Source organism: Nocardia sp. NPDC003482 (assembly GCF_053588115.1).
The window spans coordinates 1-20,557 of sequence record NZ_JBSFPI010000049.1; the positions used below are offsets into that span (position 1 = coordinate 1).

Annotated in this window: 15 protein-coding genes, 1 tRNA gene, 2 pseudogenes and 1 CRISPR repeat array; of the genes and pseudogenes, 10 read left to right on the top strand and 8 right to left on the bottom strand. The window is 67.0% G+C overall.

Translation table 11 applies throughout. The annotated features are described in order from the left end of the window. Positions 1-227: 227 nt before the first annotated feature. Together ACWDSJ_RS37240 and ACWDSJ_RS37245 are read right to left on the bottom strand one after the other, a co-directional pair. The gene (locus ACWDSJ_RS37240) at positions 228-1,205 is read right to left on the bottom strand and encodes a TOMM precursor leader peptide-binding protein (RefSeq protein WP_450037546.1); all 978 of its coding nucleotides are present in this window, start codon (positions 1,203-1,205) and stop codon (positions 228-230) included. Between the two features lie 210 nt (positions 1,206-1,415). After that, on the bottom strand, positions 1,416-2,816 hold the full coding sequence (locus ACWDSJ_RS37245; RefSeq protein ID WP_450037548.1) for a zinc-dependent metalloprotease: 1,401 nt from the start codon (positions 2,814-2,816) through the stop codon (positions 1,416-1,418). A gap of 50 nt (positions 2,817-2,866) precedes the next feature. Here ACWDSJ_RS37245 and ACWDSJ_RS37250 point away from each other — a divergent pair, with 50 nt between their 5' ends. Continuing rightward, positions 2,867-3,892: a YlbL family protein gene (locus ACWDSJ_RS37250; RefSeq protein WP_450037550.1), complete on the top strand. Its 1,026-nt coding sequence runs from the start codon at positions 2,867-2,869 to the stop codon at positions 3,890-3,892. Between the two features lie 29 nt (positions 3,893-3,921). Here the strand turns inward: ACWDSJ_RS37250 and ACWDSJ_RS37255 are convergent, their stop codons facing one another. Then, a complete protein-coding gene (locus tag ACWDSJ_RS37255) occupies positions 3,922-4,515 on the bottom strand; it encodes a PPA1309 family protein (RefSeq protein WP_450037551.1) in 594 nt (197 codons plus the stop codon). Positions 4,516-4,641: 126 nt separating this feature from the next. Between ACWDSJ_RS37255 and ACWDSJ_RS37260 the strand changes: the two genes are divergently transcribed. Then, on the top strand, positions 4,642-7,653 hold the full coding sequence (locus ACWDSJ_RS37260) for a UPF0182 family protein (protein ID WP_450037553.1): 3,012 nt from the start codon (positions 4,642-4,644) through the stop codon (positions 7,651-7,653). Positions 7,654-7,714: 61 nt separating this feature from the next. On the opposite strand, the gene ACWDSJ_RS37265 is transcribed toward ACWDSJ_RS37260, so the two are convergent. Beyond that, entirely contained in the window at positions 7,715-8,263 is a 549-nt protein-coding gene (locus tag ACWDSJ_RS37265) for a transglycosylase family protein (RefSeq protein WP_387370924.1), read from the bottom strand. 633 nt (positions 8,264-8,896) lie between these two features. Here ACWDSJ_RS37265 and ACWDSJ_RS37270 point away from each other — a divergent pair. Beyond that, positions 8,897-8,970: transfer RNA gene (locus ACWDSJ_RS37270), tRNA-Met, on the top strand. A gap of 13 nt (positions 8,971-8,983) precedes the next feature. On the opposite strand, the gene ACWDSJ_RS37275 is transcribed toward ACWDSJ_RS37270, so the two are convergent. Then, complete coding sequence (locus tag ACWDSJ_RS37275; RefSeq protein ID WP_450037555.1) at positions 8,984-10,132, bottom strand: site-specific integrase; 1,149 nt, start codon at positions 10,130-10,132, stop codon at positions 8,984-8,986. A gap of 284 nt (positions 10,133-10,416) precedes the next feature. On the opposite strand from ACWDSJ_RS37275, the pseudogene ACWDSJ_RS37280 reads away from it, so the two are divergent. From ACWDSJ_RS37280 to ACWDSJ_RS37300, 5 genes and pseudogenes are all read left to right on the top strand, one after another. Beyond that, a pseudogene (locus ACWDSJ_RS37280) lies at positions 10,417-10,512 on the top strand (IS21-like element helper ATPase IstB); the annotation flags it as partial. A 256-nt stretch (positions 10,513-10,768) separates the two neighbouring features. Beyond that, positions 10,769-12,574 (top strand): alkyl/aryl-sulfatase, encoded by a 1,806-nt coding sequence (locus ACWDSJ_RS37285; protein WP_450037557.1) that lies wholly within the window; start codon positions 10,769-10,771, stop codon positions 12,572-12,574. A 662-nt stretch (positions 12,575-13,236) separates the two neighbouring features. After that, a complete protein-coding gene (locus tag ACWDSJ_RS37290) occupies positions 13,237-13,506 on the top strand; it encodes a hypothetical protein (RefSeq protein ID WP_450037559.1) in 270 nt (89 codons plus the stop codon). Positions 13,507-13,550: 44 nt separating this feature from the next. Then, positions 13,551-14,006: a CRISPR direct-repeat array (repeat unit 29 nt; unit sequence GTGCTCCCCGCACGCGCGGGGATGAGCCC). Between the two features lie 376 nt (positions 14,007-14,382). Next, entirely contained in the window at positions 14,383-14,601 is a 219-nt protein-coding gene (locus ACWDSJ_RS37295) for a hypothetical protein (RefSeq protein WP_450037561.1), read from the top strand. Positions 14,602-14,653: 52 nt separating this feature from the next. Further along, positions 14,654-15,532 carry a glycosyltransferase family 2 protein gene (locus ACWDSJ_RS37300; RefSeq protein ID WP_450037563.1) on the top strand — a complete coding sequence of 293 codons (879 nt, stop codon included), beginning with the start codon at positions 14,654-14,656 and terminating at the stop codon, positions 15,530-15,532. Here ACWDSJ_RS37300 and ACWDSJ_RS37305 read toward each other — a convergent pair. Both ACWDSJ_RS37305 and ACWDSJ_RS37310 read right to left on the bottom strand, forming a co-directional pair. Beyond that, positions 15,529-16,911: a radical SAM protein gene (locus ACWDSJ_RS37305; protein WP_450037564.1), complete on the bottom strand. Its 1,383-nt coding sequence runs from the start codon at positions 16,909-16,911 to the stop codon at positions 15,529-15,531. The genes ACWDSJ_RS37300 and ACWDSJ_RS37305 overlap by 4 nt on opposite strands. Beyond that, positions 16,908-18,188 carry a radical SAM protein gene (locus ACWDSJ_RS37310; RefSeq protein ID WP_450037565.1) on the bottom strand — a complete coding sequence of 427 codons (1,281 nt, stop codon included), beginning with the start codon at positions 18,186-18,188 and terminating at the stop codon, positions 16,908-16,910. The genes ACWDSJ_RS37305 and ACWDSJ_RS37310 overlap by 4 nt, the downstream gene beginning before the upstream one ends. Positions 18,189-18,431: 243 nt before the next feature. On the opposite strand from ACWDSJ_RS37310, the gene ACWDSJ_RS37315 reads away from it, so the two are divergent. Further along, complete coding sequence (locus tag ACWDSJ_RS37315; protein ID WP_450037567.1) at positions 18,432-19,664, top strand: hypothetical protein; 1,233 nt, start codon at positions 18,432-18,434, stop codon at positions 19,662-19,664. After that, the gene (locus tag ACWDSJ_RS37320; RefSeq protein WP_450037569.1) at positions 19,661-20,305 is read left to right on the top strand and encodes an HAD family hydrolase; all 645 of its coding nucleotides are present in this window, start codon (positions 19,661-19,663) and stop codon (positions 20,303-20,305) included. The genes ACWDSJ_RS37315 and ACWDSJ_RS37320 overlap by 4 nt, the downstream gene beginning before the upstream one ends. 27 nt (positions 20,306-20,332) lie before the next feature. On the opposite strand, the pseudogene ACWDSJ_RS37325 reads toward ACWDSJ_RS37320, so the two are convergent. Continuing rightward, positions 20,333-20,557 (bottom strand): annotated as a pseudogene (locus ACWDSJ_RS37325) (hypothetical protein); the annotation flags it as partial.

Below are 20,557 nucleotides of genomic sequence, written 5' to 3' on the forward strand. Positions count from 1 at the left end.
CCACCGACCAGGAGGAAACCACCCCAGCACTGACCGCCTGACCGAACAGGATCACGCGGCAATCACCCCGTTACACCACCCGTTTGGACTTGACCGCTCATCCCCGCGCGTGCGGGGAACGCGACCGGTGGCGCTGCATGTACTGCGGCCACCAGGGCTCATCCCCGAGCGTGCGGGGAGCGCACTTTTTGACCTGCAATGTTGTAGTGCCCGAGGACGAAATTCAATCACTTTCGCCGTACGGGGGGATCGCCGGTGGGTGCCTTCTGGCTGCGGGCGTGCGGTGTTCTGGGGAGGTGGGCGGTGGTTGGAGGGGGTGGGTCTTCGTATGCGTGTGGGGGTTGAGTGGGAAGGGGTGGAAGCGTTCGGCAGGCGCAGTCCGGATGCGGGAACCAGTGGCGGGGGGAGATGTGGTGGGTTTCGGGGTCGAGTTCCAGAGTGGTGTCGAGGGTTTCGGGTGGGCGGGTGGTGTCGCCGGCGAGGATGAGTTCGAGGTCGCGGAGGGTTAGGGCGGTGGTGGCGGCGATGGTGGCGGGGGAGGCGTGGCCTACTCGGCCGAGGAGTTGGCCTGCGAGGTGGGGCCAGTCGGCGTCGTTGTCGATGCGGGTGAGGTCGGCGCAGCGGAGGCAGCTGGTGCCGCCGGGGAGGACTAGGGGGCCTACGATGCCTCGGCCGTCTCGGATGCGGACCTGCAGGTGCGGGATGCGTTGCAGGACAAGGTCGTTGACTATATGGGGTTCGGGGACGAGGGCGTCGGCGAGGATGACCAGATCGCAGGATCCGGTCTCGACGGGGGAGGTGGGATCGGAGTCGCGGGAGCGGGTGGGGCGCAGGCCGAGGGTGCGCGCTCCCGTGGCGATCGCGTCCGAGAGCGGGCCGCGGCCGTGGATGTGGACCGCGCGCACGCGGGTGGCTCTGTCCCACGGCCGCAACAACAATCCCGCTCGATCGAGAGCGCTGAGCAACTCCAGCGCGTCCTCCGCCTCGATGCCGACCTGGCCCGCCTGCCAGACGATCTGCGGATGACTGCGCGCCCCGTCGAGCAAGCGCAGGAAGCTCAGTACCGCATCGGGACTCGTGCCGGGTGGGCGCAGCACCAGGGCGTGCTCGGGATCCCATCCCAGCTGAACCTCGCCGGACGGGCGGCGCAGCACCGCCAGTCGTGGATGCAACATCGGCCCGCGTGGGCAATATGTGGTCGTCATGCCACGAGTATCACGTTCGGGGCCGACCGCGCCGTCCCGGAAAGCCCTGGTTATCCACAGGAAAAACCTTCATCCACAGGGCAACTCATGAGGACAGCCACGTGTCCGCGCCCCGCTCGCGGACCACTTCCCGAACGCCGCGCGGCACCGGCACGCCCGAATCGGCAAGATTTCCCAAGCTTTTCCACACGGCACGAAAGTGCCCGGCGCTCAGTCCTTTTCGTCACCTTTGTCGCCCGATTCGCCCCGCTTGGCGTCCCGCTCCTCGCGTTCGCGCGCCTCGGTCTCGGCCAGCTGCGCCAACGGATCGTCGAAAACCTCTGTGCCCCCGCCGATCACGCCGTCGATGAACCCGGCCGGATTGTCCAGATCCTCCGATCCGGGCAGCAGATCCGGATGCGCCCACACCGCGTCGCGCGCCTCGAGCCCGGCGTCGGTGGTGAGCCGCCGCCACAGCGCGGCCGCCTCCCGCAGCTTGCGCGGCCGCAGCTCCAGACCGACCAGCGTCGCGAAGGTCTGCTCGGCCGGTCCGCCGGTGGCGCGGCGGCGCCGCAGCGTCTCGGCCATCGCGCCCGCGCCGGGGAGCCGATCGCCGACGGCGTCGGTGACCACGACCTCCACCCAGCCCTCGATCAACGCCAGCAACGTCTCGAGCCGCTCCAGCGCGGCCTTCTGCTCGGGGGTGGTCTGCGGTTCGAAGGTGCCCTGCGACAGCAGCTCCTCCAGCTTGGACGGATCGGTCAGCATCATCGGATCGATGCCCTGCGCCGCCTCCTCGATGGCCGAGAAGTCCATCCGAATGCCGCGCGCGTAGTCCTCGACCGCGCCCAGCACCTGCTGCCGCAGCCACGGCACATGCGCGAACAGCCGCTGATGCGCGGCCTCGCGCGCGGCCAGATACACCAGGATCTCGCTCTCCGGCCGCTCCAGCCCCTTGCTGAACTCGGTGATCGCCGCGGGCAGCAACGCCGCGGTCCCGGCCGGGCCCAGCGGCAGACCGATATCGGTGGAGGTCAGCACCTCCTGCGCCAGCTGCCCGAGCGCCTGCCCGAGCTGGGAGCCGAACGCCAGCCCGCCCATCTGCCCGAGCATGCCGAGCATCGGGGCCGCGAACTCCTTGGCCTCCTCCGGCAGCGTGGCCGTCCACATGCCCGAAACCTGTTCGGCCACCGGATCACACAACCGTCGCCAGGTGGGCAGCGTCTGCTCGATCCAGTCGTTGGGCGTCCAGGCCGCGGTCTTGGTCGCGCCGGTCGGCAGGGTCGTCGCGGCGTCGAGCCACAGTTCGGCCAGGTGCGCCGCGTCCGTCACCGCGCGCTCGGCGCCCGCGGACACCGGCGTGATCGCCGCGCCGAGCTGCTGGCGGGCGAGCCGCTTGGCGACGTCGTAGTTCACCGGACCCGACTGTGAACCGGGCTGGCCCATATTGCTGAACATCTGACCCAACGAGGTCAGCATCTGTCCGAGCTGGGAGGGATCGAAGCCCGCGCCGGAACCCCCGATCGAGAACCCCCCGAACGGGTTGTTCGCCCCGGCGCCCGACGATTCGTCCCGCTTCTTGCGGTCGTCATCGTCGTCGCGGTTCGAGAATCCGAAGGGCACATCGCTCATACCCCAAACATTACGCGGGTGCCGAATCGGCAGCCGCTACTGTTGGCCGCGTGAACCGTCGGATCATGACCCTCGTCGCCGCCCTCGTTCCGGTGCTCGTCCTCGGCCTCGTCGGCAGCGCCGTCACCGTGCCGTTCGTCGCGCTAGGACCCGGTCCGACGTTCAATACGCTCGGCGAGGTCGAGGGCAAACAGGTCGTCGACGTGCGCGGCGCGACGCTCGATCCGACCTCGGGCAATCTCAATATGACAACGGTGTCCGTTCGCGACGGGCTGAATATCTTCGAGGCGTTCGCGCTGTGGGCCGACGGTCGGTACGGGTTGCGCCCGCGCGCGGAGGTCTATCCGCCGGGCGTGCCGCGCGAGCAGGTGGACAAATCCAATCAGCAGGACTTCAAGGAGTCCGAGGACAACGCCGAGCTCGCCGCGCTGCACTTCCTGAAGTATCCGACGACGGTCCGGCTGCGCGCGGTCACCCCCGACGGCCCGGCCAAGGATCAGCTGCGCGCGGGCGACGAGCTGGTGTCGGTCGGCGGCAAGCCCGTCACCACCGCCGCCGATTTCGTCACGTCGGTGCAGGCCGACAAGCCGGACACGGTGCTGCCGATCGTGCTCCGGCGCGCCGGGGTGGAACAGACCGTCGAGGTGAAACTCGGTGCGCGCCCGGATGATTCGACCAAGGGCTACCTCGGCGTCACCCCCGAGGAGGTGCCGCACGGCCCGCTCGAGGTCACCTTCAACCTCGCCGACATCGGCGGCCCCTCCGCGGGCCTGATGTTCAGCCTGGCCCTGATCGACAAGCTGTCCCCCGGAAAACTCAACGGCGGCAAGTTCATCGCGGGCACCGGCACCATCGACCCCGACGGCAAGGTCGGCCCCATCGGCGGCATCCAGTACAAGATGATGGCCGCGCGCGACGCGGGCGCGGAAACCTTCCTCGTCCCCGCCGACAACTGCAACGAGGCCAAGGAACGCACCCCCGCGGGCCTGCGCCTGATCAAGGTCGACACCCTGACCTCGGCCGTCCAGTCCCTCGACGCCCTCACCGCGGGCCGCGACACGCCGACCTGCGGCTGACCGCGCCCGGCGAGTCGTCCCCTCGCCACCTAATCCGGCTCGTTCTCCAGCGTGTGCCGCAGCGCCTCGACCAGGTTCGGGGCGAGGTTCGGGTAGGTGCGCAGGTCGATGTCGCCGAAGGGGTCCTCCTCGTCGTCCTCGGGGCGGATCTGCAGCAGGCACAGGGATGTTCCCTCGCGCAGGACACCGGCGAACAGGCGGGCGTCGCGGCGGCCCGGGTGGGTGACCGCGGCGTCGACGGCCGCGCGATCGGCGGCGTCGCGGTCGGCCAGTAGGGGGGCGATCGCGTCGTCGAGGGTCTGCTCGGCATCGGGCGGCAGCACGACGATCTGTTGGACGAGCACACAACCGCGTACCGCGGGCGGCCAGCTCGTGGTGGCCAGGAATTCGTCGAGTGCCATGGAATCGCCGTCCACATCCTCCGGAAAGGGTTCCTGCGCAATCGGAGTCAGCTCGGCGCCGTCGTCGAGTTCGTCCTGCAACGTCGGCTCCGCGGCCACCAGATCCGCGGTCGGAACGAGGGCGAACATCTGCGGCGGCCGGTCCCATCCCTCCGCGTCGGCGAACTCCGCTACGTCACGAATGCAGCGGTAGAGGGCTGAGGCCGGGTTGTCCAGAGTCACGCGCGCAGAGTCTAGGAGATGACGCGAGCGAGGGAGTGCGGTCCCCGCCGTTCCGATTTACGTAAAGTGGGGCGCGAACGGTCCCGTGAGGGATCACCCCGCAACTGGAACTGGGAGTGTGGCATCGTGGGCATGCGCCCCCCGACAGGGTTACCTTCGCTGTCCCGACGCAGCCGAGTGCTGCTGGTGACGGCCCTTGTCATCGCGGCACTGCTGCTGATCGGGCCGAGACTGACCGACGCGTATACCAATTGGCTGTGGTTCGGTGAGGTCGGCTTCAAGCGCGTGTACGCGACCGTGCTGCTCACCCGGATCCTGCTGTTCCTGGTGGTCGCCGTCGTGGTCGGCGCGATCATCTGGCTCGCGCTGCTGGTGGCGTATCGATCGCGGCCGGTATTCGTGCCCGTCGCCGGACCCAACGATCCGATCGCGCGCTACCGCACGACGGTCATGGGCAGGCTGCGGCTGTTCGGCATCGGCATTCCGGCGGTGGTCGGTCTGCTGTCCGGTCTGGTCGCGCAGTCGAGTTGGGTGACCATCCAGCTGTTCCTGCACGGCGGCGCGTTCGGGGTGAAGGATCCGCAGTTCCACCTGGACGTCGGTTTCTACGCATTCGATCTGCCGTTCTACAAGATGCTGTTGAACTGGCTGTTCGTCGCGGTGGTCATCGCGTTCTTCGCGAATCTGGTGGCGCACTACGTGTTCGGCGGCCTGCGGCTGTCGGGCCGCGAGGGCAATCTGACCCGCCCGGCCCGCATCCAGCTGGCGATCATCGCGGGAATCTTCGTGCTGCTCAAGGCGATCGCGTACTGGTTCGACCGGTACTCGCTGCTGTCGAGCACCCGCGAGGAACCGACCTTCACCGGCGGTTCCTACACCGACATCAACGCGGTGCTGCCCGCCAAGCTGATCCTGATGTCGATCGCGATCATCTGCGCGATCGCGTTCTTCGCCGGGATCGTGCTGCGCGATCTGCGCGTGCCCGCGATGGCGGCGGCGCTGCTGGTGCTGTCGTCGATCCTGGTCGGCGCGGTGTGGCCGCTGATCGTGGAGCAGTTCGAGGTCCGGCCGAACGCGGCCACCAAGGAATCGACCTATATCGAGCGCAATATCGACGCGACGCGAAAAGCGTACGGGCTCAACGACGTTCAATACGTCGACTACAAGAACTCCGAGAACAAGAGCCCCTCGGCGGATATGAGCCAGGCCGACCAGCAGACCATCAAGAACATCCGGTTGCTGGATCCGAACCTGCTGACCCAGACCTTCATCCAGCGGCAGCAGTTGCAGAACTTCTACGGCTTCCCCGATCCGCTGGACATCGACCGCTACACGATCAACGGCGACGTGCAGGACTACATCGTGGCCGCGCGAGAGCTGGTGCCGCAGAACCTGTCCGGCAACCAGACCAACTGGATCAACAAGCACACCGTCTACACCCACGGCGACGGTTTCGTGGCCTCCCCGGCCAACCGCGTCAACGTCGCCCCGCCGCGCGAGACCCAGCAGGCGGCCTCGGCCGCCGCGGGCGGCAACAACTCCAGCGGCGGCTACGGTTACCCGACCTTCAACGTCGGCGACCAGTCCACGGTCAGCGATCTGCTCACGCCGAAGGACAAGCAGGCCATCAAGGTCGACCAGCCGCGCATCTACTTCGGCGAGATGATCGCCAAGTCCGACGCCGACTACGCCATCGTCGGCGGCAACAATCAGCCGCCGCGCGAATACGACACGCCCACCGAGCAATACAGCTACACCGGGCGCGGCGGCGTGCCGATCGGGAACTGGTTCAACCGGCTGGCCTTCGCGGCCAAGTACGCCGAGCGCAACATCCTGTTCTCCGGGGCGATCGGTTCGGACTCCAAGATCATCTTCAACCGCAATCCGCGCGACCGCGTGCAGCAGGTCGCGCCGTGGCTGACCGCCGACGGCAACGCCTATCCGGCGGTGGTCGAGGGCCGCATCCAGTGGATCGTCGACGCCTACACCACGCTCGACAACTATCCGTACGCACAGCGCACCTCGCTCGACGGCGTGGTGGCCGACAGCATCGACCAGAACACCGGCCGGATGCTGCCGCGCAAGGAGGTCAGCTACATCCGCAACTCGGTGAAGGCCACCGTCGACGCCTACGACGGCACGGTGACCCTCTACGAGGTGGACAAGAACGATCCCGTACTGAAGGCGTGGGAAGGTGTGTTCCCGAACGCGGTCAAGCCGGAGAGCACGATCTCCCCGGACCTGCGCGCGCACTTCCGCTACCCCGAGGATCTGTTCAAGGTGCAGCGGGAGATGCTGGCGAAGTACCACGTCAACGATCCGCGCGAGTTCTTCACCAACAACGCGTTCTGGTCGGTGCCCAGCGATCCGACCTCCGACACCCCGACCAATGCCAACCAGCCGCCCTATTACGTGCTGATCGGCGACCAGAAGTCGGGTAAGGCGCAGTTCAAGCTGACCAGCGCGATGGTCGGCTACAAGCGGCAGTTCCTGTCGGCGTACATCTCGGTGAGTTCGGATCCGGAGAACTACGGCAAGTTCACGGTGTTGCAGTTGCCGACCGAGTCGCAGACGCCGGGCCCGCAGCAGGTACAGACGTCGATGACGACCGACGCGCGCGTGTCCAACGAACGCACGACCTTGACCGGCGGCAATACCAACAAGATCAAATACGGGAATCTGCTGACCCTGCCGATCGGTCAGGGCGGCATCCTCTACGTCGAGCCGTGGTATCTGGAACGCAACGCCGGACCCAACACGGCATCGTTCCCGCAGTTGGTCCGGGTACTGGCCAGCTACGGGGACAAGGTGGGTTACCAGCCGACCCTCGGCGACGCCCTCAACGACGTCTCCGACGGTCTCGGCGCCGCGGCCACCCAGCAGCCCGGCCAAGCGGCGAGCAGTCCGCCCGCCCAGAGCGTGAACCCGCCGCAGCAGACGAATCCGGGCACCACGCCGAGCACTCCGGCGACCCCGCCGCCGACGGGTTCGGCCGGTAAGGACGCCGCGGTGCGCCAGCTCAACGACGCGTTGAAGGGCGTCCAGGACGCCCAGAAGTCCGGCGATCTCGGGCAGCTCGGCAAGGCCCTGGAGGGTCTGCAGAAGGCGATCGACGACTACAACAAGGCGGGCGGCTGACCGACCCGCGAAACACGAACGGCGCTGCCATCTTTCGATGGCAGCGCCGTGTCGTTGTGGGCTAGCGCCCCAGCGAGTCGATGAGTCCGCTGTTCTGCTGCAGCACCTGCTGGTACTGGTCGGCGAAACCGAACTGCTTGGCGGCCTGCTCACCGGCGTTCTTGGCCTGATCGATCAGGGCCTGGCGATCGGACGGCGCCGGGGCCGGGGCCGCCGGGGCGGGCTCCGGGTCGGCCTGGGGCGCGCTCTCCGCGACATCGTCGGAGCCGCCGCCCCAACGCAGGTACTGACCGCATACGGGCCACGCGCCGACGCCCTGCGTGGCGAGCACGTTCTCCGCGACGCGGATCTGCTCCTCCTTGCTGGCGTTGGCCGGGCTGCCGTGGCCACCGTTGGCCGCCCAGGTGCTCTGCGTGAACTGCAGACCCCCGTAGTAGCCGTTCCCGGTGTTGATGTGCCAGTTACCACCGCTCTCGCATTGCGCGACGCCGTCCCAGTCGTGGGCGGCGGCCGAAGCGGTGCTGGACAGGGCGAACGGGACGGCAACAAGGGCGCCGGTAACGGCGGCAACGCCGAGGACGCGACTGCTGATCTTCCGGTTCTGGTTCATGGTGGTTTCCCTCCCTGCGCCCACCGACACGCCTTGCGGCATGACCCTGCCCCCAGGAGGTCGGGGTAACTCCGAACCGCGGGACAGGGTCACCGGCGTGCAGCGGTTCGGGTCGGACGCCCATCACGGTTTGATCCGGGCCGAGAGCGACCATAACGAACGGATCTCAACAGATCACGTCTTGATAACTCCTAGATTTGCATGAAACGAATAACTGGGTTTCGGGTGTTGATGCAGGTTGGCTATGTTGTAGAGGTGAATTCTGGACGGTACGTTACCTAGCCGTTATGTGTTCCATATCACGCTGTGATAGTGACTCGGGTCACGTTTTGCGGCTATTGCATTGGCGACGCGCGTGTGCGCGGGGGTGAATTACCGGTACGCCGCTTTTGGTGGGGTTCAATCCGGATCGATCCCATTTCATTTCCACGCCGTCGGCCTGCGAGTTGACGTTCCCGTCCTCGGCGCGGCCCAGCGTCTCGAATCCGCCCTCCGTGGAGTGACCTCGATCACATTCATCCGCTACGGCCCGCTCCGCACGCCGGTCATGATCATCCCTCGCCTCTCGAAAACCCGCCATGACCAGCCGATTTGGAGTTACCGCAAACCCGTGTGTAATGTTCTATTCACCGACGCGGGGTGGAGCAGCTCGGTAGCTCGCTGGGCTCATAACCCAGAGGTCGCAGGTTCAAATCCTGTCCCCGCTACAAGCGGCCCAGGTCAGGGAGATGCAAGTCTCTCAGACCTGGGCCATTTTTCATGCTCGGGGTCACAAAATAGTCCATTAATCGCCTCGTGGGGCCTGCTGGTCTCTGCTGGCGCGTGGGGCCCGAGCGCCGCGTCGACCGCGGCTGCTATCTCGTAACGGACCCGCTTGCGGCCCAGGTAGGTGTTCTGCGTCATCGACGCCGCGCTGTGCCTGGCGTGGTCGGCCAGCGCCACCGCGGAGATCCCCGCGTCGTCGCCGATCGTGAGCAGTGTCTTGCGGAAGGTGTGGCCGGTGATATCGAACTCGAAGTCGAAACCCAGCGCCTTGCGCACGCGGCGCCACTGGTCGTTGAAGTTCGTGGGGTCCATGATCGTGCCGGCCTCCGAGGGGTAGATCAGTCCCAGGTCGTTCGGCCGTCCGGTCTGCTGCCGCAGAACCAGACGGTCGACCAGAACCGTGGGAAGCGCGATCTCGCGATGGATGTGCTTGCTGTTCTCCTCGGTGATACGCACCATCCCCCGGCCCTTGACCCGGATGACCTTGCCCGTGACCTTGATGGTCTTCTTCTTCGGGTCGAAGTCCTCCCACAGCAGCCCGAACAGCTCCGAGGCTCGGAGGCCGGTCCCGGCGAAACCCCAGATGACATCGACGACGTCGTGCCTGCGGCAGTACTCGGCCACGGTGGGCACCCGGTAACGCGGCTGATGTGGTCGCCCGTCGCTACCCTTGCGAATCGGCGGGCACGGTGCGGTCGAGGTGGAGATGCCGCGCAGGATCTCCACGGCGTCTCGGCTTTCCAGCGACCGTGCCGGTCTGCGGCCGCCGGTGTCGGCGGGGAGTGTCTTCCGGATCGGGTTGGCGTCGAGGGCGCCGTAGCGCACGGCCATGCTCATCATTCCGGACAGCGTGGCGCGCACCGACTTCGCCGCCCCCGGGCCGTTGTCCTTCTCGATACGCCGGATGAACTCCTCGGCCCGCTGCGTCTGCTGCATCTCCCGGACCCGCACCCCACCAAGACCCGCGACGATCAGCTTGGCGTTGATGTCGTTGCGCTGCAGCGTGTTCGAACTCCGCTTGCGGTCGACCAAGTGCTCGCGATAAGCCACCCACAGGTCGGCCATGGTGGTTTCGGGCGTGATGATGCTGTCCCTCGGCGGCACCCGCTCGATGAGATGTCGAATCAACGCCCGCTCGGCCGCGGCCCCGCGAATGTCCTTCACTCCGCGCGGGGTGTGCCTGTGACTACAGGTTGCCAGGAAAGAGACCATACGGTCGGAGCCAACGATAGGACGGAGGTTCGATGCGTGCAACTTGCCTACGGACGCTTGATCACCTGATGATCGAGGGCCAAGTCAAGCTGGTCGAAAGTGAATGAAATTCTGGACCTGACGCCGCAACGGTGCAGGTCAACAAGTGTGCTCCCCCCACGCGCGGGGATGAGCCCGCGATCGTCGACCGACTCACCTTCGGCGGGCACATCATCGAAACCGGCACCGACTCCTACCGCCTGGCCCGCACCCGCGCCGCCACCGCAGGCTGAACGCGGCCGCCCCCCGAACGACGTCCGAATTCACCGATACTTTGCAGCTCTCTGTCACGCGGCGGCACCGGAATTCACCGATACCCGCCCCGGGCCAGGAACCGAGCGAGGAGGGTCGCCGGTCTTCAGTTGCCGAGTGTTCGAACATGAGGTGCCAATGTCCTGATTCACCCGTGTCGGGTGAGGTGGGGGCTGTTGCGGCCGTCGATAATCCGTGTGCCCAGTACCGATGACCGTACCGAGGAGCTGACCCGGGATGGCTTTGGACTACGAGGATCGCACCGATTTCGACAATGCCGATCGCGGTTTCATCGCGACGCTGACCCCGATGACCATCCGCGACGCCGACGGGGCCATCGTGTTCGACACCTCCGGTTACGCGTTCCTCGACGGGCCGTGCCCGGACACGGTGAACCCGAGCCTGTTCCGCCAAGCCCAGCTCAACGTGAAGAACGGCCTGTATCAGGTGGTCGAGGGGATCTACCAGATCCGCGGATTCGACATCTCCAACATGACCATCGTCGAGGGCGACACCGGCGTGATCGTCATCGACCCGCTCATCTCGGCCGAGTGCGCCGCCGCCGGGCTGGCGCTGTATCGCGAGCACCGCGGCGACCGCCCCGTCGCCGGCGTCATCTACACCCACTCCCACGGCGACCACTTCGGTGGCGTGGCCGGTGTACTCCCCGACGGCCCGGGCGAGGTGCCGATCCTGGCCCCGGCCGGATTCATGGCCGAGGCCGTCTCGGAGAACGTCTACGCCGGCACCGCGATGACCCGGCGCGCCAGCTACATGTACGCCATCGGGTTGAAACCGGCCGTCGACGGGCAGATGAGCACCGGGCTGGGCATCCAGACCTCCACCGGCACCTTCAGCCTGTACCCGCCCACCGTCGACATCACCGAGACCGGGCAACGCGAGACCATCGACGGTGTGCCCATAGTGTTTCAGCTGACCCCGGGCACCGAAGCACCCGCGGAGATGAACTTCCACTTCCCCCGCCATCGCGCGGTCTGCCTGGCCGAGAACGCCACCCACAATCTGCACAACCTGCTGACCCTGCGCGGGGCTCTGGTGCGTGACGCGCGGGTGTGGTCGCACTACATCGATGAGGCGATCGACATGTTCGCCGACGATTCCGACGTCGCGTTCGCCTCGCATCACTGGCCGACCTGGGGCACCGACAACCTCGTCGAGTTCCTCAGCGTCCAACGAGACCTGTACTGCTACCTGCACGACCAGACCCTGCGCCTGCTCAACGAGGGCCTGACCGGGGTCGAGATCGCCGAACAGATCGAATTGTCCCCGGGCCTGGACGACGCCTGGTCCGCGCGCGGCTACTACGGATCGGTCAGCCACAACGTCAAAGCCATCTACCAGCGCTACCTCGGCTGGTTCGACGGCCACCCCAGCTCCCTGTGGCCCCACCCGCCCGAGGCCGCCGCGACCCGCTACGTGAAAGCCTTCGGCGGCATCGACACCGTGCTCGAGAAAGCCGCCGAATTCACCCGCGACGGGGACCTGCGCTTCGCCGCCGAACTACTCAAACACGCCGTCTTCGCCGACCCCACCCACACCGCCGCCAAGAACGCCCTCGCCGACGTCTACACCCAACTCGGCTACGGCTCCGAGAACGCCACCTGGCGCGGCTTCTACCTGATGGGCGCCAAAGAACTCCGTGACGGCATTTATTCCACCGCCCTCAACCTCGCCGGTGGTATGGCAGCGGCCCTGTCGATCGAGCAGCTGTTCGACACCGTCGCCATCCGGGTCAACGGCCCTCGCGCCGCGACCGAATCACTCGTCATCGACTGGCAATTCACCGATCTTGACACCACCATGCGACTGACCCTGTCCAACGGGGCACTCATCCGCACCGTCGACCCCCGCCGCAAAGCCGACGTCGACCTCACCCTCACACTCACCAAACCACAACTGATCGCACTGCTCGCCGGGCAATCACCCGACGGAATCGACCACACCGGCGACATCACCGCCCTCCAACGACTCCTCGGCCTCCTCGACCAGCCCGACCCGAACTTCCCCATCGTCACCCCCTGACCTTCCGGGCACGACGTGCCCCCGGCCGTCAGCCGAACAACTCTGGCCAGGAAGTTCGACGCACCAGCGGTCACCGCCGCGAACGGCGTACAACACGCATTCGGCCAGACACGCCGCAACCCATGCCGTCAGTTTCCGCCGATAGGAACCGACCTTCGAGCCGCAACCGGTGTCACAGTTCACCGATAAACGACGTCCGAATTCACCAGCCTAGCCACCCGTATTACAGGGTGAACAAGTTGCGGCGCGCCGCGCGCCCACAGTTGGCGTGGATTCGCTTGGAACCCAATGACATTGCAGTATTCGGATGATCACGCTGGAGGAGGTGTGGCTGTCTGTCGACAGCTGCTCCCCGCACAGATTCGGTTGTCGGCCTGGCCTCGCCGAAGGACTGGGGACCCGACAGTGTTCGAGGATTCGCCGGACGTCCCGCGAGGGCCTCCGATGTCGCAGTTCGGGCGCGCGACGGCATCCCCGACTGAACCCGAATCGCGTTGTCGCATACGGTTTCCCACGATGCCAGGACCATCTCGTCTATGGTCACAATCGCAACCTAGAGCCGCTCCGCGCCGTTTCACCGCCCGGGTACGGCTCGGATGCTACCGCCAGCACGGAGTTTCATTCCGGAACCCCATCCTCCAGGCCGCGGGCCGACTCGCGGCGTGCGTTCGGCCTATGCCGAAGCGGCAACGGCGCTGCGGTGTCTGCTGAACCGGTACCCACACCTGTGTTTGACCGCACCGGTCAAGACCCTGCGATGGCGGCGCGGCATCTTCTTTCGTCGGCTGGAATCGCTCGCCGTGCACCTCGGCTCGGGACTTCTGGTCACTTGCGGTGTGCCAATTTCCCTGTCGGTGTTCGATGTAGAGGGCGCGGCTCGACACGCCGAGGATCTCGACACGCCGACTATCCGGCCGCTCGAACGAAAGTGAATGAGATTCTTCCGATGGCGCTGCGTCACCGCAGGTTGTTAAGTGTGCTCCCCGCACGCGCGGGGATGAGCCCAGTTCAGTCCGTAACATCTGAACTGTTCAGAAGTGCTCCCCGCACGCGCGGGGATGAGCCCTACCCCACCCAACATACACGACAACACGACTTGTGCTCCCCGCACGCGCGGGGATGAGCCCCCCTCCGTCGGCATCCGGGAGATGACCGTCGAGTGCTCCCCGCACGCGCGGGGATGAGCCCGCGCCGAGGTCTATCCCCCGCCGCCTCGACTCGTGCTCCCCGCACGCGCGGGGATGAGCCCAGATCGCGTAGAGAACCCTTTCCGTTCGGGGCGTGCTCCCCGCACGCGCGGGGATGAGCCCCGCGCGGCGGGATGCTCCGAAGTAAACCGGAAGTGCTCCCCGCACGCGCGGGGATGAGCCCGGCTCTCCCATCGTCTTGTAGAGCTGCGACTTGTGCTCCCCGCACGCGCGGGGATGAGCCCCGGTGGCGCTGGCCGCGATGGGCATCACCCGCGTGCTCCCCGCGCTACGCGGGGATGAGCCTTTCCTCCCCGAATTCGCTGGAAGGCCCTTGCGCGACGACGCCGGAACCGACTCCGAAGCTGAAGACAGGGCGTAGCGCTCCTTCTCCAAGGCGCTGTCCCCAGGTGCGGTGCAGTCCGTGTCTGAGAACTTCGTGTTGCACGAACTGGCGAGCCTGAGTCTCGGCGTAGTGTGCGTGTCTTGCCTTGGGACCGCAGCGGATTCGTTGTCCGGCTCGGTGGAGCCAGTACGCCCAGTATGCGTTGACGTCTGTCTCTTCGATCGTCAGGTGGTAGTCGGCGTCGCTGTCGGAAGACAGGCTCGTTTTCGCGCGGCTTGGCGGATGGCGTCGAGGCGTCCTTCGGCTTCGGCCGGGTTGAAGGCGGTGTTCTCGTTCCAGCCGACACCGGCCGTTTCGACGCGGGGGCGGGCGGTTTCGCCGATCGCGGCAACCTAGTCGGCCGACCACCCGGCCGCTCAGTAGGCCATGCGGTGGAGCTGCTGTTCGTAAGGATTGTCACATTCGGCAAGGCGCGCAATGTTTTTCAGGATTGAGGCATTCGCCTTGTAAGCACGTGAGTCGCGGAGCGGTGATAGGTTCGCGGTCATGCTCAGCGCGGATGAGAAGACTGTTGGCCTGGTTCTGGTCACCTACCAGAGCGCCGAGGACTTGCCGGGTTTCTTCGAGACGCTGTCGGCCGCGGTGGAGCCGTACGCGGTGGAGGTGATCGGTGTGGACAACGTCTCCACCGATGCCAGCGCCGAGTTGGTCGAGGAGTTCGGTGGCCGGGTGATCCGTAACAGCCGCAATGTCGGTTTGGCGGCGGCGATCAATCAGGGAGCGGCGGCCACGAGCGCGGAGTGGATCTTGGTCGCCAATCCCGATACCCAGTTGACCGTGGGCTCGATCGCGGCGCTGGTGGACACGGCGAAGACCGATGATCGGATCGGGATGACCGGGCCTCGGATCGCCCGGTTGGACGGTACTCCGTATCCGAGTGGGCGTCGGTTCCCGTCGTTGGTGGTGGGTATCGCGCACGCGGTGCTGGGTGGTGTGTGGCCGGGCAATCCGGCGACGCGGCGCTACTTCGGTGAGCCGGTCGCCGAGGTGAGTGATGTGGACTGGATCTCGGGGTGCTGCATGCTGTTTCGGCGTGCGGCGTTCGAGGCGGTGGGCGGGTTCGACGACCGGTATTTCCTCTATTTCGAGGAAACGAAGATGGCGTTGGACATGCATCGAGGCGGGTGGCGGGTGGTGCTCGACCCGCGCGTGGAGATCCGCCATCGGGAGGGTGGGAGCATGCGGTCTGCGCCGTTTCGGAAGGTGCGGTCGCATCATCGCAGCGCGTTGCGGTTCTACTGCGACTTCCACAAGGGTTCGCCGTGGATCGTGTTCGCGCCGCTGGTGGCGGCGGGTCTGGTTGTTCGCGGCGCAGCGGCGGTCGCGCGGACCGCGCTGATGCAGCGGTTGGGGCGCGCGGGCTAGAACGGTTGCTCGTCCAGGCCCACTCCGGCCGCGAGGTCGTCGAGCAGTTTGTGCAGGATCTTATTGCCGGTGCGGGAGCTGGGCATGCATTGGGCGCAGTCGTCGCTGATGCGCCGCCCGGACGAGGTCTGCACGACGGTGAGCAGGGGGAGTTGTTTGACCTTGCCGAGGGTGTATTCGGTGTGGGCGAAGCGGGGTTCGGCTTTGAGGTCGCAGGGGGTGAGGTGTCCGTAGGGTCCGATGGTGGGCCGGAAGTAGCGGCCGAGGCATTCGCTGGTACGGGAGCGATCCGCGGGGACGCCGTTGGCGAGCGCGACGAGTTCATCCCCGATATCGATGCGCAAGGGCGTGTTCGGGTGGGTGGCGCGGATCGTGCGGAGCTGGTCGACCACGACGGCGAGTTGCGTGGTGGTGAGGGGTTCGGTGACGTCGACCTCGTCCTTGCGCAGGTCCAGCCAATCCGCGCCCGAGGCTTCGGCGAATCCGACCATGGGCAGGATCTGGTCGTGGTTGAACGGCTGGATGACGAATCCGATGCCGACAGCGGGCGACAGGTCGCGTTGCCCGCGCAGCGCGGCCAGGTTACGGGCGACCCGGTCGAGGGCGCGCTGAGCGGGGCGGGTGCCCGCGATCCGGTCGTAGGTGCCGGAGTCGGGGGAATGGATGGACATGCGGATGCGGTGACACCGCAACAGCGCCTCGAACAAGCCAGTACGGGGGCGGATGGGGAAACCTGTTGTGTAGACGTGGATTTCGAAGCCGAGGTCGGCGGCGTGGTTCAGGATGGCGGGGAGGTCGGGGTTGATCAGTGCCTCGCCGCCGCCGGAGACGACCAGCCGCCGCACCCCGTTGTCGCGCAGCTCGGCCAGCACTCGCAGCCAGTCGGCGGTGTGGAGGAGGCCGGTGGTGTCGAGTCGGCGGGTGCTGTAGGTGAGGGTTTGCTGGTCGGACCACAGGCACATGCGGCACCGGTAGTTGCAGGTGCCGCGGGTGGGGTGGATCTCCATGGTGTCGCCGAGTACCGGTCGTCCGGCGGCGATCGTGGCGGGCACGTCGGGTCGTCGCCGCCACTCCTCGACCGTGGTCGCGGCGAAGGCCCACCGCATCCGGTGTGGGTAGAACCAGGACGTGACGAGCCGGGCCACGGCAGGGTCGTGGCGGGCGAACCGGTAGACCTCGCGCACCGCGTCCAGATCACACCCCGTCGCGGCGGCGAGGGCGCGGGCGGGGGTGTGTGGTGCGGCGAGGTGGCAGGCCAGCGCCGTGCGGAAGGTGGGGTCGGTCGGGGCGTGGGCGAGGACGGTCTGCCACCGCGCGGCGGATCCGGGGTCGGCCAGCAGGAACCGGTGCGCGGCTTCGAGGGTGGTCGTGCTGGTCACCGCGTCACCGCTTCCTGGCCGGTGTTCGCGAGGGCGGCGACGGTGGCCCATTCGTGCGCGCGCAGCAGGGTCACCTGGGAGCGGGCTCGGTGGAATATGAGCACGGTTCCGGTGGGATGCTCCACGACGCGGTGCGCGGCGGGCTCGTCGCTGATCGAGGCCGCGATCGTGTCGAGGTCGACGGGATTGTCCAGCAGCCAGTGGGAATCGACGCTGGTGATCGGGACGAGTTCGACGTCCTGGCGCGGCCCGTCGCCGCGGCCGATCAGGGCCTCGGTGAGCTGGGCATCGGCGCCTTCGCCGAGCTGGAACTTGTGCCGAGCCTCAACGTGACGCGGAAGCTGGTGCGGCGCACCGTGATCGAGTCGTGCTTCGGCGTCGGCTATCAGGTCCGAGAGCGGCCGGGCATGGACCGAGCCGAGGACGGCGTTGCCGACCATCTCCCGTCCCCAGGTGGCGGCTTGGAGCCGGAATTCGCCGGTGGGCCGAATGTTGGCGAGGGTGTCTTTGACCTGTTCGGACAACTGCTGCAACGTGATCGTGCGGTGCGGATTGACCGCGAGGGTCCGCACCCCGGTCGCGGGCCAGCAGGAGTTGAACGTGAGGTAGAGCCCGGCGGCGGCCAGCCGAGAATGGTGGGTGTCGACGAGCCGCTGCACGGCGGCGAACTCCGGCGCGGTCAGCGCGAGCGCGGGGTAATGGGCGCGGGCTTGGCCGGAGAAACTCGGCGCGCACAGATGGTGCTGCGCGGCCAGGCCGTTGGCAGCCAGGAAGTCGCTCAACTCGATCACGCGCCGCCAATTGCCTTGGTGGACAACAGTGATCACCGTGATCGGTTTGCCCGTGGTGACGAGCCTGGTCAAGCCCTCGAGCACCGTGGGCAGGTTCTTGCCCCGCGCGGTGCCGTGCACATCGTTGGTGACACCGTCCACGCTGGTGCACACCCTGGTCAGATTGGACTCGGCGAGCCGGGCTACGAGATCGTCGGTGACCATGGTCGCGTTCGTGATCAACGTCGAAGCACACCGATTCAGCAGATGCGTCGCGTCGAGCACCGACCTCAGCTCGTGGTGCAGGGTGATCTCCCCGCCGGTGAGGACCACCTCGAGCAGTCCCGCGGCTTCGGCGTCGGCCAGGGCGGACGCGACGGCGGGGGCGGGCAGTTGCTGCTGCCGCCACACCTCACCGGGGTGACAGTACCGGCAACGCAGGTTGCATTCGTTGACCGCGTCGATCACCAGCCGCAGCAGCCGACCGACCTTTTCGGGCGCGTTCATATCGTCCCAGTCCTCCGTTCGGGCGAAGCTCTCCGCGGGTGGCCACCGGCCCGGATAATCAGGGCCTGCTCCCGCATGGGGCTGGTTCTATGGTCGGAGCGCGAGCGAGCCGAATGAAGGCACAGCGGTTGCACATCGGTCGTATCCTTCTTGCACGCGCTCGGCGCACGGGGGAGGTGGTGTGTGCCACAACAGGACTGGACGGGCCGCGAGGTATTCGCCTTGCGACACAGCGCATTACGAATGACCCAGAACGACTTCGCGGCCAGGCTGCGCATCTCGCCGTTCACGGTGAGCAAATGGGAACGACACGGCACCTCACAGGTGCTGGGCCTCGAATACGCGACACGATTGGACCGCGTCCTCGAAGGGCTCACCAGCGAGCAACGCCTCCGCTTCCACGGGGCCCTGGACGCGGAGACTCCAGGCACTACCCTGGGCTCGGCATCCGATGGTGCCGTGGAGGAGGTCGACCTGGTGGCGTTGGCGAGGCGCGGGTTTCTGCTCGGCGCGGGCATGGCGGCCTTCGGCTCGAGCCGCCGCACCGGCCCGATCCCCACCGCGTTGGCCGAAGGACTTCGCTCGACCGCCGAGGCGTACCGGGCGCTGTACCGGATGGCACCCGCGCGAGAGTTGCTGGCCGCGGCGCACTCTCATCTGCAACTGGCGCTGTCGCTGCGGCCCGCCGACCAACCCGACCCCGTCCAACGCCATCTGCTGACCACCGTCGGGGAGATGGCCGCCCTGGCCGGGACCATCCACGGCCTCGATCTGGGCGACTGGCGCACCGGCACCCCCTACCTCGCCCTCGCACAGCGGTCCGCCCGCGACGCCGCCAACCTCGAACTGCAAGCCGTCGTGGCGGCCTGCCACGCCTTCCGCGCCGCCTACGACGAACCCCACCGAGACCTGCGCGCCGCCCTCGACCACGCCGAAGCGGCGAGAACCCTTGCCGCACAAGGAGGCTCACCCATCACACGCGGATGGGTGGCGGCCGTCGCGTCCGAACGCCACGCCGATCTGGGCGAGGAAACCGCGAGCATGCGGCTGCTCGACGAAGCCCGGACCGCGCTGCAGGACCCGCCGGTATCCGGCCTGGCCTATTCGGGGATCGGCGCGTTCGACACCGCCAAGGTGACCGCCTACGAAGGGGGCAACCACCGCAGGCTCGGCAACCACGACAAAGCCATCACCATCCTCGACGCCGCCCTGGCCCAGCTGGACCCCGCCCTGTCCCGCCACCGCGCCACCGCCCTGATCGACCGCGCCGAAGCCCACCGCGACGCACACCGCATCGACTCCGCCTGCGCCGACGCCCGCGACGCGTTGGCCCTGGTCGAATCCACCCAACACGCGGGCACCCTGCACCGCGCGATGACCGTCGCGCGATCGATCCGAGACACCGGAACACGAGAGGCGACCGACCTGTGGAACACCGTCCTGGCCGCGAAAGCAACTCTCACGACACCCCGATGACCAGCACCTACCGGGCACTGATCGCCGACTTCGGCGGCGTGGTCTCCACCTCGTTCCACGGCGCGCTGCGCGGATTCTGCCTGCGCGAAGGACTCGAACCCGACGCCCTCGAGCGAGTGTTCTCCCTCGACGGCGGAGCCAAGGGAATGCTGACCGACCTCGAACGCGGCACCATCACCCAAGCCGAGTTCGTCGAGCACCTCGCCCCGACGCTCGGCGTGGACCCACACCGGCTCCTCGAACGCATCCTCGCCGACCTCGACCTCGAACCAGCCGTCACCGCGGCGATAGAAGCGTTGCGGGACAAGGGGATTCGAGTCGCTGTGCTGTCGAACTCCTGGGGAGAGGGGCCCTTCGACCCCTACCGGCCCTACGATCTGGGCAAACGATCCGACGTTGTCGTGTTGTCCCACGAGGTCGGGTTGCGCAAACCCGATCCGGCCATCTTCGAACTCACAGCGGAGAGATTGGGCGTACCCGCACGCGAGTGCGTGTTCGTCGACGACGTCGAGCAGTACCTGCCTCCGGCGCGGGAACTCGGCATGGGCACCGTCCACGCTGTCGACCCCGACACCACCGCGCGCGAACTGGGGCGGCTGTTCGGGCTCTTCGACGCAACGGAGATGGATCAGCAGGGCTGATTTCGGTGCGGAGGGTTGCTCTGAGCTCTACCAGGCGTACGAACGAATCGACGTGGGGATAGTCGTGTGTGCATGAATGACTAAGACGGTGTCTCGCATGGCTGCTCTGGCTTTGGTCAGCTTCTTGAATCCGGTGAGTGCTGCGGCGAGGGTCAGAAAGCCCAGGAAGTGAGTTCCCTTGCGGTCGTAGCGGATCGCCAGCCGGTGATATCCGGTCAGCCACGAGATCGTCCTCTCGACCACCCACCGGTG